Here is a 13,469-nt window from a genome sequence, read left to right as displayed (position 1 = left end):
CCCGAATTTCTCCCAGCATAGACAAACGTGGCCATGCTCGAGCGTATCCGTATCGTCCTCACCGGGACCAGTCATCCCGGCAATATCGGCGGCACCGCCCGCGCCATGAAGAACATGGGGCTCGGCGACCTGATCCTCGTCGCCCCGCGCGGCGAAGCGCGTTCGGCCGAGGCCATTTCGCGCGCCTCCGGCGCGGATGATCTCCTGGCCAGGGCGCCGGTCGTCGACACGCTCGAGGATGCCGTGGGCGATTGTTCGCTGGTGGTGGGTGCCAGTGCACGCTCACGCAACCTGCCCTGGCCCATGATCAGCCCGCGTGAGCTCGGGGCGCGCCTTCCCGGCGAATTGGCCAGCGGGGATTCGCGCGTGGCCCTGGTCTTCGGCCGCGAGGATACCGGCCTGACCAATGCCGAATTGCAGCGCTGCCACGCGCACGTGCACATCCCATCGAACCCCGACTTCAGTTCCTTGAACCTGGTCACCGCCGTTCAGGTCCTGGCCTATGAATGCCGCCTGGCCTGGCTCGGCGAGAACACACCCGCCGCCACAACTGGTGCCCCCAAGCACGATGAGACCCAGCCGTTTACGATCGATGAAGGCGACCGCGATCCCCTGGCCAGCCATGCCGATCTCGAACGCCTTTTTGAGCACATGGAAGAGGTACTGATCGCCATCGACTTCCATGATCCCGACACCCCACGCCAGCTCATGGCACGATTGCGCCGTCTCTTTCTCCGCGCCCGCCCCGACCAGATGGAAGTCAATATCCTGCGCGGTATGCTTACCGCCATGGAGAAGCGCGCCAAGGCCTCGGCTGGATGATGGCCAGTCTGCGCCTTGCCTGATGCAGGGTCCGTGCCCTCGCCTTGCAGGTGGGCACCGGCGCCCCAATAATGACCCTTCGGCGGGTATTCGGCCCGTCCGGCCAGCCGCCACTCCGTGATGTAAGGACTGCCGCATGTTCCGTCAGCTGCGTGAAGACATTCACAGCGTGTTCGCTCGCGACCCAGCCGCGCGCAATTTCCTCGAGGTGCTGACCAATTACCCAGGTCTGCATGCCCTGGTGGCGCATCGCCTTAGCCACTGGCTATGGAATCGCAACCTCAAGTGGCTGGCCCGCTCGATCTCTACGCTGTTCCGCTGGCTGACCGGTATCGAGATCCATCCCGGCGCGCGGATCGGGCGTCGTTTCTTCATCGACCATGGCATGGGCGTGGTCATCGGCGAGACTGCCGAAGTCGGTGACGACGTGACGCTCTATCAGGGCGTGACCCTGGGCGGAACCAGCTGGAACAAGGGCAAGCGCCACCCGACGCTCGGCGATGGGGTCATCGTCGGCGCTGGCGCCAAGATTCTCGGCCCCTTCAACGTGGGGGCCGGGGCCAAGATCGGCTCCAATGCGGTCATCACCAAGGAAGTGCCTCCGGGGGCCACCGTTGTGGGCATCCCCGGCAAGATCGTCAAGCGTACCGACCCGGATGTCGAGGAGCCCCCCATCTTCGACCCCGAACGACGCGAGGCGATTCGTCAGAAGTTCGGCTTCGATGCCTACGGCGTCAGCCAGGACATGCCCGATCCCGTGGCGCGCTCGATGCAGGCCATGCTCGATCACATGCATGCCGTCGACCAGCGTATCGAGCGCATGTGCGCCACCCTGCGCAAGCTCGACGCCAGTTACCGTGACGGGCAGATGCCTGAGCTTCGCGACGAGGACTTCGCCGATATTCTCGCCGATGTCGACAGCTGCTGCCCGCCCGTCGAGGCCACCAACGAGCATCAGGCTGCGCCCAAACGCTCTTCCAGCCGCTCCAGCAGCGACAACCGCTGAACGGTGCAGGCAGGTGGCGCGGTCAATTGTTGACCAAAACGCTAGGGTTTCTACATAATGGCAGCACTGGCCGGTGGCCGGTGCTTGCCTTATCACCACTCCAGCGTTAGACACTCCCTATGCGCCTGACTACCAAAGGACGTTATGCCGTCACCGCCATGCTGGATCTGGCACTCAATGCCCATGATGGCCCGACCAGCCTGGCGGATATTTCCAAGCGCCAGGAGATTTCGCTGTCCTATCTCGAGCAGCTTTTCGCTCGGTTGCGCCGTGCCAAGCTGGTCAAGAGCGTTCGCGGCCCGGGAGGCGGGTACCTGCTGGCTCATGCACCGCTTGATATCTCGGTAGCCAAGGTCATCGATGCCGTGAACGAGTCGGTGGATGCGACGCGTTGCCAGGGGCTGTCGGACTGCCAGCAGGGCGATGTCTGCCTGACGCATCATTTATGGTGCGATCTTTCCAAGGAAATCCACGGTTTCCTCGATGGCATCACCCTCGGCGACCTTGTCGAGCGCAACGACGTCAGGCGAGTCGCCGAGCGTCAGCGCCGACGTATCGACCAATCCACCATCGCCGTGTCATAGCCTCTGGTGATGCCGCTTTCACCCTTCAAACAAGGATAGTGCCTGCAGCCATGAGCGCCCCTGTCTATCTCGATTACGCCGCCACCACACCTGTCGACCCCCGGGTAGCCGAGGTCATGAGCCGGCATCTGACGCTCGAGGGCACGTTTGCCAACCCGGCGTCACGTAGCCACATGCCGGGCTGGCAGGCCGAGCAGGCAGTGGAAGGCGCGCGCCGCCAGGTCGCCGATCTGATCGGTGCCGACCCCCGGGAGATCGTCTGGACCAGCGGCGCCACCGAGGCCGATAACCTGGCACTGATCGGCTTCATGCGCGCCAACCGTAGCCGGGGTCGCCACCTGGTGACCTCCATTGTCGAGCACAAGGCCGTGATCGATACTGCACTGGCGCTCGAGGCCGAAGGATTCGAGGTCACCTGGCTGACGCCGGGGTCGGATGGGCGCATCACGCCCGCACTACTCGGCGAGGCCATGCGCGAGGATACCGTGCTGGTCTCGTTGATGGCGGTGAATAACGAACTGGGCTGCATTCACGACCTGCCGGCCTTGGCCGAGGTGGTGCATGCCCATGGCGCCGTATTCCATGTCGACGGCGCTCAGGCGGCCGGCAAGCTTGCCCTGGATGTGCAGCGCATGGGCATCGATCTGCTGTCGCTATCGGCTCACAAGCTCTACGGCCCCAAGGGCATCGGTGCACTCTACGTGAGGCGACACGCCGATATCCGGGTCGAAGCCTTGATTCACGGTGGCGGCCACGAGCGCGGCATGCGCTCGGGCACCCTGCCGACGCATCAGATCGTCGGCATGGGTCAGGCCTTCGCGCTGGCACAGGAGGAAGGCGAGGCCGACCAGAGCCATATCGCGCGTTTGCAGGCGCGCTTTCTGGCCGGGCTTGCCGAGCTTCCGGGGATCCATCTGAACACCGATGTCGAGGTGTCGTTACCCAATATCGTCAACCTGGCCTTCGACAACGTGGATGGCGAAACGCTGCTCATGGCGCTGCGCAATCTTGCCATCTCCACCGGCTCGGCATGCAACTCGGCCAGCGTTGAACCATCCTATGTACTAAAGGGCATCGGCATCGATCCCGCGCGCGCGCTGTCATCGTTGCGCTTCAGTTTCGGCCGGTTTACCACCGATACCGACATCGACACGGCGCTGGGTGAAATCCGCCATGCCGTGACGGCGCTGCGGCGCTGATGCCGTTCTTATCGATCATCGCAGGAGACTTTTAGCTATGGCGCAACTCTCTATCACCACCGCTGCCGCCGACCAGATCCGTCGTGTCCTCGATGAGCGCGGGCATGGCTTGGGGCTACGTGTCTCAGTCAAGCCTAGTGGCTGCTCGGGCTACAGTTACGTCCTCGATTTTGCCGACGAAGCGGCGGCCAACGATGTGTCCTTCGAGGAGCACGGCGTGACCGTCTACGTCGACCCCGAGGCACTCACCCTGCTCGACGGCAGCGAAGTCGATTATGTCAGCGAAGGGCTCAATCGCTTCTTCCGCTTCAACAACCCCAACGTCAAGGACCAGTGCGGCTGTGGCGAAAGCTTCAGCGTCTGAATTGACGTTACTGCCCGTCCGGAAGGCGGCGATTGTGATGTTTCGCCCACAACCGGTATAATGCCCGGCTACTCGATCGCGAGTCGCAAGACGGTTCTTTTTCACGACGCGCCGCCCCAGGTATCGGCTCACGCCACATCCGGGCGGCGCGCCGTCATTCGCTTCCCATCAATCACCCTCATGGAGAGATGCCCATGGCCACCGAGCAAACCCTGTCCATCATCAAGCCCGATGCCGTTGCCAAGAATGTCATCGGCGAGATCATCAGCCGTTTCGAGAAGGCTGGCCTGCAAGTGGTCGCTGCCAAGATGCTGCAGCTGTCCAAGGAACAGGCCGAAGGGTTCTACGCCGAGCACAAGGAGCGCCCCTTCTTCCCCGATCTGGTGGGTTTCATGACCTCCGGCCCGGTGGTCGTTCAGGTGCTCGAAGGTGAAGGCGCCATCGCCAAGAACCGTGAACTGATGGGGGCTACCAACCCGCAGGAGGCCGAAGCCGGCACTATCCGTGCGGACTTCGCCCAGTCCATCGACGCCAATGCCGTCCACGGTTCCGACTCCACTACCTCCGCCGCTCGCGAAGTGGCCTATTTCTTCAAGAACGAAGAAATCTGCTCTCGCTGAGGGAGTTCTTCCCCAGGCCCTGCAGGGGTGTGTTTCATGCCCCTGCCCCAACGACCCGCTGATGCCATGACCGCCACCACTGCACCCCAACGCACCAATCTGCTGGGTCTGTCCCGCGAGCAGATGGAAGCCTTTTTCCTGACCATTGGCGAGAAGAAGTTTCGTGCCGCCCAGGTCATGAAGTGGATTCACCACGAAGGCTGCGACGACTTCGAAGCCATGACCAACCTCTCCAAGGCACTACGGGCTCGCCTGGCCGAGGTAGCGGAAATCCGTGGTCCCGGCGTGGTCTATGAAGGCACGTCCAACGACGGCACGCGCAAGTGGGTGCTGGAAGTGGAAGACGGCAGCTACGTCGAGACGGTGCTCATCCCCGCGGACGACGGCAAGCGTAGAACCTTGTGCGTCTCGTCGCAGGTCGGTTGCTCGCTGGACTGCAGTTTCTGCTCCACCGGCAAGCAAGGGTTCCAGCGCAACCTCACCGCTGCCGAGATCATCGGCCAGGTTTGGGTCGCCCAGCGTAGCGTGGGCCCACGCAAGGACACCGCCAACCGGCCGGTGACCAATGTCGTGATGATGGGCATGGGCGAGCCGCTCATGAACTACGACAATGTCGTACCGGCGATGAAGCTCATGCTCGACGACAACGGATACGGCCTGTCGAAGCGTCGCGTGACGCTTTCCACGTCAGGTGTCGTGCCGATGATCGACCGCCTCGGCGACGAGCTCGACGTGAGCCTGGCCATTTCGTTGCATGCGGCCAACGATGCGTTGCGTAGCGAGCTGGTACCGCTCAATCGCAAGTACAACATCCGCGCCCTAATCGACGCCTGCCAGCGGTATCTCGCCAAGTGTGACGATACGCGCATGGTGACCATCGAATATACGTTGATCAAGGACGTCAACGATCAGCAGGAGCATGCCGAGCAATTGGCTGCGCTGCTGGCCGAGCTGCCGTGCAAGATCAACCTGATTCCCTTCAATCCCTTCCCGCATTCCGGATACGAGAAGCCGTCACGCAATCAGGTCATGCGCTTCCAGCAGTGGCTCTACGAGCTGGGATACACGGCTCCTATCCGCAGCACCCGGGGGGATGATATCGATGCGGCCTGTGGCCAACTGGTAGGTCGCGTCAAGGACCGTACCAAGCGACACGCTCGCTACATACAATCGATCCAGCTCGACGCCGACTGAGCGATCCAGCTCGATGGCGACTAAGTGCCGTGCCTCCTTGACTTCAACCCGACACGGCGCTTTGATGGGTAGGCTTTTTTTATGGGGTTACATATGATTCGTCGCCACTGCTTGCCAGTTCGACTGCAGCCGGCTGCTTACGCTGCCGCCCTGCTGAGCGCTGCCTGGCTATCGGGGTGTGCGAGTCAGACGTCGGCGCCTGAGCCCAGTGCGGCTGACCCCGCCGCGGCCTATACCCAGTTGGGCGTCGCCTACCTCGAGCGCAATAACCTGCCGCGCGCCATCGCTGCGCTGGACCGGGCACTCGAAGCCAGACCCGGCGACCCCGAGGCGCTCCAGGCCATGGCCGTCGCTTATCAACGTCAAGGCGATACTCGGGTGGCCGATGAGTATTTTCAGCGTGCCCTGAGCCAGGATCCCGGCTTCACTCGGGCACGCAACAATTACGCTGCCTTTCTTTACAGCGAAGGCCGCGTCGCTGAAGCCTGCCGACAGCTGGAGCAGGCCTCGCAAGATACCCAGTACCCTAATCGGGCGCAGTTGTTCACCAACCTGGGCCAATGCCACCTGGAGCAGGGCGAAATCGCCCTGGCTCGCCAGAACCTGGAGCGTGCCCAGGCGATCGATGTCCGTTTTCCGCGCAGTTACCTGACCCTGGCCGAGCTCGAGCATACCCAGGGCAACCATGATCGCGCATGGGACCAGTTGCAGGCACATATTCGGCTGGCAGGCTTGACCCCCGAGAACCAGCGCCTGGCAAGCATTATTGCCCAGGCCAGGGGCGATGCTGCCAATGCCACCTTTTACAGCGAGCCATCGGACACTGCCGATGCGCAACGATGATCGTATATTGACTAAGGATGCTCAGCCATGAGCGAAACACACTACGACGATCCGCACCAATTCGTAAGCGACACATCACCAGGGGAAATACTCAAGCGCGAACGTGAGCGCCAGGGACTGTCGCGAGACGAGGTGTCGACCGCCCTGAACCTGCGGCCTGCCGTGGTAGGCGGCCTGGAGGCCGACACCTATGACGGGGTATCGGTCGCGGCCTACCGCCGCGGCTACCTGCGTGCCTATGCGCGCCTGTTGGGTATCGACGACCGACCGGTGATCGAGGCCTACAATACTCGCTTCGGCAAGACCGAGAGCGAGCACAGGGTCACCCCAGTGCATGCCTCCAAGCCGCCCTCCCGTCTGGGCGCCTGGCTTTTCAAGCTGGTCACGCTACTGGTCATTGCCGGCTTGATCGGCCTCACCCTACTGTGGTGGCAAAGCCGTGACGGCAATGATCTGCTGGGGCTTGGCGGTAATGACCAGGTCGCCGTGGACAATATGGACGGCACCCCGGTCTCCCAGGAAAGCGACGGTACTACCGACCTGCCCCCCGTCCCCGACGAAGGCGAGGAAATGGGCCTGGTCGATGACAGCGTCGAGTCGCCCGATTACGCACCACCGACGGCGACCGACAGCAATATCGGCGACGTACCTGCGGCTCAGGACACCCCGCAGGGCACGCCCGGTGAAGCCGATGAGCCCACCGCCGTAGAAGCGTCTTCGGCGGTCGCTCAGGACCCGCTGATCGAGGACGGCGTGGTGCTTGAAGGTAGCGAGAGCGATGCCGAGAACCAGCCGACGGAGACCCAGCAGGCCGAGGCGGCCACCGGCCAGGACGCGGCCACCCCCGAGACGGCGGCACAGGAAGAGCCCGCTACCGCCAGTACGCGCAGTCTGTCACTGACATTCAACGAGCAATCCTGGACCGAGATCTTCGATGCCAATAATAACCGCATCTTCGTCGGTCTTCAGGAAGCCGGAAGCCAGGCGACCGCCGAAGGCCAACCGCCATTCCGTCTGACCATCGGCAATGCCTCCGGCGTCGAGCTGCGCTATCGTGGCGAGCCCGTCGACCTGAGCGCACGCGCGGGTGGCAATAATGTTGCACGTTTCACTCTAGGAGAATGACGGCCATGCATGCGCAATCTCCCATCGTTCGGCGGCGCTCGCGTCAGATTCATGTCGGCAAGGTCGCGGTTGGCGGCGATGCACCCATCTCGGTGCAGAGCATGACCAATACCGACACCCTGGATGTAGCCGCCACCGTGGCCCAGATCCAGCGGCTCGAAGCTGCAGGCGCCGACATCGTGCGTGTCTCGGTGCCCACCATGGACGCTGCAGAGACGTTCGGTCGCATCAAGGCCCAGGTCGACGTGCCGCTGGTCGCCGACATCCATTTCGATTACAAGATTGCCCTGCGTGTCGCCGAGCTCGGCGTCGATTGCCTGCGGATCAACCCTGGCAATATCGGGCGAGAAGACCGCGTGCGCGCGGTGGTCTCGGCAGCGCGGGACAATGGCATCCCGATCCGCATCGGTGTCAATGCCGGTTCACTGGAGAAAGACCTTCAGAAGAAATATGGCGAGCCGACCTCCGAGGCGCTCGTCGAGTCGGCCATGCGTAATATCGATCACCTCGATCGTCTCGACTTCCAGGAATTCAAGGTCAGCGTGAAGGCGTCCGACGTGTTCATGGCGGTCGGTGCCTACCGGCAATTGGCCCAGCGCATCGAACAGCCGCTGCATCTGGGCATTACCGAAGCCGGGGGGCTGCGTTCAGGCACCGTCAAGTCCTCGATCGGCCTGGGCATGCTGCTGATGGATGGGATCGGCGATACCCTACGCGTTTCACTGGCCGCCGATCCGGTCGAGGAAATCAAGGTTGGCTTCGACATGCTCAAGAGTCTGCGCCTGCGCAGCAAGGGCATCAACTTCATAGCCTGCCCGAGTTGCTCACGTCAGAACTTCGACGTCATCGGCACCATGAACGCCCTCGAATCCCGCCTCGAGGACATCATGACCCCGCTCGATGTGTCAGTGATCGGCTGCGTGGTCAATGGCCCGGGCGAAGCCAAGGAAGTCGACATCGGCCTGACCGGTGGCAGTCCGGCCAACCTCGTCTATATCGATGGCAAACCGGCCAGCAAACTGCGCAACGACCACCTGGTCGACGATCTTGAAGCCTTGATCCGTGAGCGCGTACGGATAAAAGAGCAGGCCGAACAGGACGTGATCGCCCGCGGCGAATGACCGCCGGCGACCCTCAAGGAGCCCCCGTTGAGCAAGAAAAAGATCCAGGCCATTCGTGGCATGAACGACCTGCTGCCCGAGCAGTCGCCCCTGTGGCAGTATTTCGAGGGTCAGGTACGGACATTGATGCAGCGCTATGGCTATAGCGAGATTCGTACGCCCATCGTCGAGCAGACGGCCCTGTTCGCCCGCTCAATCGGCGAGGTCACCGATATCGTCGAGAAGGAGATGTACACCTTCGAGGATCGTAACGGCGACAGCTTGACACTGCGTCCCGAAGGCACCGCCAGCTGCGTGCGTGCAGCCATGGAACACGGCCTGCTGCACAACCAGGTACAACGTCTCTGGTATCAGGGCCCCATGTTCCGCCATGAGCGCCCCCAGAAAGGGCGCTACCGCCAATTCCATCAGGTCGGGGTCGAAGCCTACGGCCTGGACGGTCCGGACATCGATGCCGAGCTGATCCTGCTCACGGCACGCCTGTGGAAACAGCTGGGGCTTTACGAGCATGTCACCCTTGAGCTCAACTCGCTGGGCTCGGCCGAGGCCCGCGCCGCCTACCGTGAGTTGCTGGTCGCCTATTTCGAGCGTCACCATGAGGTGCTCGACGAGGACTCGCGTCGCCGACTGCACAGCAATCCGCTGCGCATTCTCGATTCGAAGAATCCGGACATGGCACCGATGCTGGCCGATGCCCCGCAATTGCTCGACCACATCGACGCAGAATCGCGTGAACATTTCGAGCGTCTGACCGGTCTACTCGATGCAGCGGGTATCGGATACACCATCAATCCGCGCCTGGTGCGTGGCCTGGATTACTATTCGCGTACCGTTTTCGAGTGGACCACCACTGCCCTGGGTAGCCAAGGCACGGTGTGTGCCGGTGGGCGCTACGACGCTCTGGTCGAACAGCTTGGGGGCAAGCCCACGCCCGCAGTGGGTTTCGCCATGGGCATCGAGCGGCTGATCCTGTTACTCGAAACCTTGTCGCTGGTACCCCAGGACGCCGATCCGGTGCTGGATATCTACATCATTGGAATGGACGAGGCGGGTAGCCAGGACGCCCTGTTGCTTGGCGAAACCTTGCGCGAGCAATTGCCCACGCGGCGCATCCAGGTACACTGCGGCGGCGGCAGCTTCAAGAGCCAGATCAAGAAGGCCGACAAGAGCGGTGCGCGCCTGGCCCTGTTGATCGGCGAGGAGGAGCGGGCCCAGCAACAGGTGACGCTCAAGTTCCTGCGCGATGCGCGGGATCAGCAACGCCTCGCCCAACAGGATCTGGCCGAGACCCTTGCCGACCTGCTCGACACCCCCTAGCCAGAGGCAGCCCCTGCCGATTCGCGATGTTGTTAAGGAGACCGCCCGTGGCGGAGCTGAGAACAGAAGAAGAGCAGCTTGAAGCGATCAAGCGTTGGTGGAAAGAGAACGGGAAATCCCTGATTGCGGGGGTGGTGATAGCCGTCGCCGGGGTAGTAGGCTGGAACGCCTGGCAGGATTACCAGGCGAACCAGGCGGAAGCCGCCTCGCTGCGCTATCAGCAACTCGTCGCCCTGGCCAGCCAGGATACGCTCGATGAATCGACCCGTAGCGAAGCGCGCGACCTAGCCGACACCCTCATCAACGAGCACGACGACAGGCTGTATGCCGACCTGGCGGGACTCATTGAGGCACGCCTGGCGGTAGCCGAAGGGGACCTTATCGCGGCTCAGACAGCGTTGGGCGATGTGATCGGTCGTACCTCGCAGGACTATATCAAGAGTCTCGCCCGACTCCGTCTGGCTCGCCTTCAGGTTGCCACCGAAGACGCCGATGCCGCGCTAGAGACCCTTGAACAGGTTGATGCCGCGCCGCTCGCCGCCCAGCGAGCCAATATTCGTGGCGATGCCTTCATCGCCCTGGGCGATGAGGCGCAGGCGCGCGAGGCATATCGCGAGGCCTTGACCCTTGCCGAACAGAACGAACAACCGCTGTATGGCGTTGAGCTGAAGCTCGACAACCTCGGCACTCAGGAGGCGACCCTATGAAGATGCCCACTCTGGTTACCGCGGTCGCCCTTGCAGGTCTCTTGGCCGGCTGCGCCGGCAAGGTCGAACCGCAATATCCTCCCAAGGAACTAACCCGTATCGATGAGCGCGTCACACTGGATAGCGTATGGAGCCAGCGAGTAGGCAAAGGTCTGGGCCGTGCCGGCTACCCGATTAGCGCTGCCCGCGCGCAAGGTGCCATTTTCGCGGCGGATGCTCGCGGTCATGTGCGCGCCATCGAGGCCGAAGATGGTGATACGCGCTGGTCGATCGATCTCGATACGCCCATCTCGAGCGGACTGACGGCCGTGGCGGGCCAGGTCTACCTGGGAACCCGTAACGGTGAAGTGCTGGCGCTCGACCAGTCGGACGGTGACGTCGCCTGGCGTGCTCGTGTTTCCAGTGAAGTGCTGGCGGCGCCCCAGGCCAGCAGCCAGCTGCTTATCGTACAGAGCGTGGATGGCACCGTGACCGCCCTGGACCGGGCGAGCGGCAGCGAGCGCTGGGTTTACACCAGCTCCCAGCCGGCGCTCACCCTGCGCGGTACGGGAACGCCCCAGGTCATCGAACCGGTCTCCTTCGTCGGCTTCGCCAACGGCCGCCTGGCCACGCTGGACAATCGTAGCGGACAACCGTTGTGGGAAATGCGCGTCGCCGTACCCAAGGGACGCAGCGAAGTGGATCGCCTGGTGGACCTGGCCGGCCAGCCGGTCCTGACCCCCGATGGCCGTCTCTATGTGACCAGCTACAACGGCCGTCTGATGGCTTTGGAAGCCACCAGCGGCGAGGTACTCTGGGAACGCGAGCAGTCCAGCTACCTGACGCCGCTACTGGTCGGCGATTATCTGTTTACCGTGAACGAAGCCAGCCACATCCTGGCCCTGGATGCCATGTCAGGCGATATCGCCTGGCAGAACGACAAGCTCGAGGGACGCTGGCTGACGGCGCCGGCATTTGCCGATGGTAAGCTGGTCGTGGGCGATTTCGAGGGCTACGTACATCTGATCGAGGCCCGCGGTGGCGATATCGTCGGACGCACCCGTGTCGACGGCTCCGGCATCAGCGTGCGCCCGCTCACCGAGGGCCGCCGTGTCTACGCCCAGGCCAACGACGGCAGCCTCGAAGCCCTGCAAATACGCGAGAACCAATGAATCCTGTCATCGCCCTGGTCGGTCGCCCCAACGTGGGCAAGTCGACCCTTTTCAACCGCCTGACGCGTACTCGCGATGCCCTGGTGGCCGACTTCCCCGGCCTCACCCGGGATCGCAAGTACGGTAACGGCCAGCTCGGCGGCAAGGCCTACACCGTCATCGATACCGGTGGTATTAGCGGTGACGAGGAGGGCATCGACGCGGTCATGGCCGAGCAGTCGCTGCTGGCCATCGACGAGGCGGATATCGTGCTGTTCCTGGTCGATGCACGTGCAGGCCTGCATGTCGCCGACGAGGCGATCGCCAACCATCTGCGGGTCAACCAGAAGAAGACCTGGCTGGTGGTCAACAAGACCGACGGCTTGGAAGAACATTCCGCCATGGCCGATTTCTGGACCCTGGGCCTCGGCGACCCGCGGCCCATCGCCGCCGCCCACGGGCGCAACGTGACCAGCCTGATCGACGAGGTGCTGGCGCCCTTCCCCGAACTCGAGGAAAACGCCCCGCCTGCGGATATCAGCAACGGCATTCGGATCGGTGTGATCGGACGCCCCAACGTGGGCAAGTCGACGCTGGTCAACCGTCTGCTGGGCGAGGACCGGGTGGTGGTATTCGATGAGGCGGGCACCACACGCGATGCCATCGAGATCCCCTTCGAACGTCGTGGCAAGCCCTACGTCCTGATCGATACCGCCGGGGTGCGTCGGCGCAAGAATGTCCGTGAGATCGCCGAGAAGTTCTCGATCATCAAGACCCTCGAGGCAATCAAGGAGTGCCACGTGGCGGTCATGGTGCTCGACGCCAGAACGGGCCTGGTCGAGCAGGATCTGCACCTACTCGATTATGTACTCACTTCGGGACGCGCGTTGGTGCTAGCCGTCAACAAGTGGGATGGTCTGGAGCAGGAAGCCAAGGAAAAGATGCGCGCCGAGGTCAAGCGTCGGCTGGGTTTCGCCGACTATGCCGACCTGCACTTCATTTCGGCCCTGCACGGTACCGCCGTTGGGGATCTTTACCCCTCCATCGAGCGGGCGTTTGCCTCGGCCACCAGCCATTGGTCGACGAACCGACTCACCACGATCCTGCAGGATGCCGTCAGTGAGCATCAGCCGCCTCTGGTGCATGGCCGCCGCATCAAGCTGCGCATGGCCCACCAGGGGGGCAGCAACCCGCCGATCATCGTGGTGCATGGAAATCAGACCGCGTCCCTGCCGGAAGCCTACAAGCGGTACCTGACCAATACGTTCCGCAAGGTACTCAAGGTGCGTGGGACGCCGATTCGCTTCGAATTCCGCTCGGGTGCCAACCCGTTCGATGCCGATGCCGGCGCCAGCGATCGTGAAAAAGCCAAGAAGCGCGAGCTGAACCGCACCCGCGAGGCCCGCAAGAAGCGCCGCTAGTCCTCAACCATCATGC

General features: G+C 62.9%; 14 protein-coding genes. All 14 read left to right on the top strand.

The features are described from left to right. The first annotated feature begins 33 nt into the window (after positions 1 to 33). The 14 genes from trmJ to der all read left to right on the top strand — a co-directional run bounded on the left by trmJ (position 34) and on the right by der (position 13,453). On the top strand, positions 34 to 822 hold the full coding sequence (gene trmJ / locus JH15_RS09060; RefSeq protein ID WP_043529576.1) for a tRNA (cytosine(32)/uridine(32)-2'-O)-methyltransferase TrmJ: 789 nt from the start codon (positions 34 to 36) through the stop codon (positions 820 to 822). A gap of 136 nt (positions 823 to 958) precedes the next feature. After that, complete coding sequence (gene cysE, locus JH15_RS09055) at positions 959 to 1,828, top strand: serine O-acetyltransferase (RefSeq protein WP_043529574.1); 870 nt, start codon at positions 959 to 961, stop codon at positions 1,826 to 1,828. Positions 1,829 to 1,947: 119 nt separating this feature from the next. Continuing rightward, positions 1,948 to 2,412, top strand: a complete 465-nt coding sequence (gene iscR, locus JH15_RS09050; RefSeq protein WP_043529573.1) for a Fe-S cluster assembly transcriptional regulator IscR — start codon at positions 1,948 to 1,950, stop codon at positions 2,410 to 2,412. A gap of 50 nt (positions 2,413 to 2,462) precedes the next feature. Continuing rightward, positions 2,463 to 3,611 carry an aminotransferase class V-fold PLP-dependent enzyme gene (locus tag JH15_RS09045; RefSeq protein WP_043529571.1) on the top strand — a complete coding sequence of 383 codons (1,149 nt, stop codon included), beginning with the start codon at positions 2,463 to 2,465 and terminating at the stop codon, positions 3,609 to 3,611. Positions 3,612 to 3,648: 37 nt separating this feature from the next. Next, complete coding sequence (locus JH15_RS09040; protein WP_043529569.1) at positions 3,649 to 3,975, top strand: HesB/IscA family protein; 327 nt, start codon at positions 3,649 to 3,651, stop codon at positions 3,973 to 3,975. A 194-nt stretch (positions 3,976 to 4,169) separates the two neighbouring features. Next, positions 4,170 to 4,595, top strand: a complete 426-nt coding sequence (gene ndk, locus JH15_RS09035; RefSeq protein WP_043529567.1) for a nucleoside-diphosphate kinase — start codon at positions 4,170 to 4,172, stop codon at positions 4,593 to 4,595. A 66-nt stretch (positions 4,596 to 4,661) separates the two neighbouring features. Beyond that, positions 4,662 to 5,789, top strand: coding sequence for a dual-specificity RNA methyltransferase RlmN (gene rlmN, locus JH15_RS09030; RefSeq protein ID WP_043530599.1), 1,128 nt, complete (start codon positions 4,662 to 4,664; stop codon positions 5,787 to 5,789). A gap of 93 nt (positions 5,790 to 5,882) precedes the next feature. Beyond that, positions 5,883 to 6,632 carry a type IV pilus biogenesis/stability protein PilW gene (gene pilW / locus JH15_RS09025; RefSeq protein ID WP_052383996.1) on the top strand — a complete coding sequence of 250 codons (750 nt, stop codon included), beginning with the start codon at positions 5,883 to 5,885 and terminating at the stop codon, positions 6,630 to 6,632. 27 nt (positions 6,633 to 6,659) lie between these two features. Then, positions 6,660 to 7,757, top strand: coding sequence for a RodZ domain-containing protein (locus JH15_RS09020; protein WP_043529565.1), 1,098 nt, complete (start codon positions 6,660 to 6,662; stop codon positions 7,755 to 7,757). A 5-nt stretch (positions 7,758 to 7,762) separates the two neighbouring features. After that, positions 7,763 to 8,878 (top strand): flavodoxin-dependent (E)-4-hydroxy-3-methylbut-2-enyl-diphosphate synthase, encoded by a 1,116-nt coding sequence (gene ispG / locus JH15_RS09015; RefSeq protein ID WP_043529563.1) that lies wholly within the window; start codon positions 7,763 to 7,765, stop codon positions 8,876 to 8,878. 27 nt (positions 8,879 to 8,905) lie between these two features. Beyond that, complete coding sequence (gene hisS, locus JH15_RS09010; protein ID WP_043529561.1) at positions 8,906 to 10,195, top strand: histidine--tRNA ligase; 1,290 nt, start codon at positions 8,906 to 8,908, stop codon at positions 10,193 to 10,195. 47 nt (positions 10,196 to 10,242) lie between these two features. Beyond that, the gene (locus JH15_RS09005) at positions 10,243 to 10,902 is read left to right on the top strand and encodes a YfgM family protein (protein ID WP_043529560.1); all 660 of its coding nucleotides are present in this window, start codon (positions 10,243 to 10,245) and stop codon (positions 10,900 to 10,902) included. After that, positions 10,899 to 12,053 (top strand): outer membrane protein assembly factor BamB, encoded by a 1,155-nt coding sequence (gene bamB / locus JH15_RS09000; RefSeq protein WP_043529557.1) that lies wholly within the window; start codon positions 10,899 to 10,901, stop codon positions 12,051 to 12,053. Before JH15_RS09005 ends, bamB begins: the two co-directional genes overlap by 4 nt. After that, positions 12,050 to 13,453, top strand: a complete 1,404-nt coding sequence (gene der / locus JH15_RS08995; RefSeq protein ID WP_043529555.1) for a ribosome biogenesis GTPase Der — start codon at positions 12,050 to 12,052, stop codon at positions 13,451 to 13,453. The genes bamB and der overlap by 4 nt, the downstream gene beginning before the upstream one ends. Positions 13,454 to 13,469 lie beyond the last annotated feature (16 nt).

Origin of the sequence: Litchfieldella xinjiangensis (assembly GCF_000759345.1) — a bacterium.
GTDB lineage: Bacteria > Pseudomonadota > Gammaproteobacteria > Pseudomonadales > Halomonadaceae > Litchfieldella_A > Litchfieldella_A xinjiangensis.
This window is presented reverse-complemented; position numbering and strand designations above follow the sequence as displayed.

Bases quoted from the DNA above. Each gene is read 5' to 3' on its own strand.
- trmJ (WP_043529576.1), top strand. From the start codon at position 34: ATGCTCGAGCGTATCCGTATCGTCCTCACCGGGACCAGTCATCCCGGC.
- cysE (WP_043529574.1), top strand. From the start codon at position 959: ATGTTCCGTCAGCTGCGTGAAGACATTCACAGCGTGTTCGCTCGCGAC.
- iscR (WP_043529573.1), top strand. From the start codon at position 1,948: ATGCGCCTGACTACCAAAGGACGTTATGCCGTCACCGCCATGCTGGAT.
- JH15_RS09045 (WP_043529571.1), top strand. From the start codon at position 2,463: ATGAGCGCCCCTGTCTATCTCGATTACGCCGCCACCACACCTGTCGAC.
- JH15_RS09040 (WP_043529569.1), top strand. From the start codon at position 3,649: ATGGCGCAACTCTCTATCACCACCGCTGCCGCCGACCAGATCCGTCGT.
- ndk (WP_043529567.1), top strand. From the start codon at position 4,170: ATGGCCACCGAGCAAACCCTGTCCATCATCAAGCCCGATGCCGTTGCC.
- rlmN (WP_043530599.1), top strand. From the start codon at position 4,662: ATGACCGCCACCACTGCACCCCAACGCACCAATCTGCTGGGTCTGTCC.
- pilW (WP_052383996.1), top strand. From the start codon at position 5,883: ATGATTCGTCGCCACTGCTTGCCAGTTCGACTGCAGCCGGCTGCTTAC.
- JH15_RS09020 (WP_043529565.1), top strand. From the start codon at position 6,660: ATGAGCGAAACACACTACGACGATCCGCACCAATTCGTAAGCGACACA.
- ispG (WP_043529563.1), top strand. From the start codon at position 7,763: ATGCATGCGCAATCTCCCATCGTTCGGCGGCGCTCGCGTCAGATTCAT.
- bamB (WP_043529557.1), top strand. From the start codon at position 10,899: ATGAAGATGCCCACTCTGGTTACCGCGGTCGCCCTTGCAGGTCTCTTG.
- der (WP_043529555.1), top strand. From the start codon at position 12,050: ATGAATCCTGTCATCGCCCTGGTCGGTCGCCCCAACGTGGGCAAGTCG.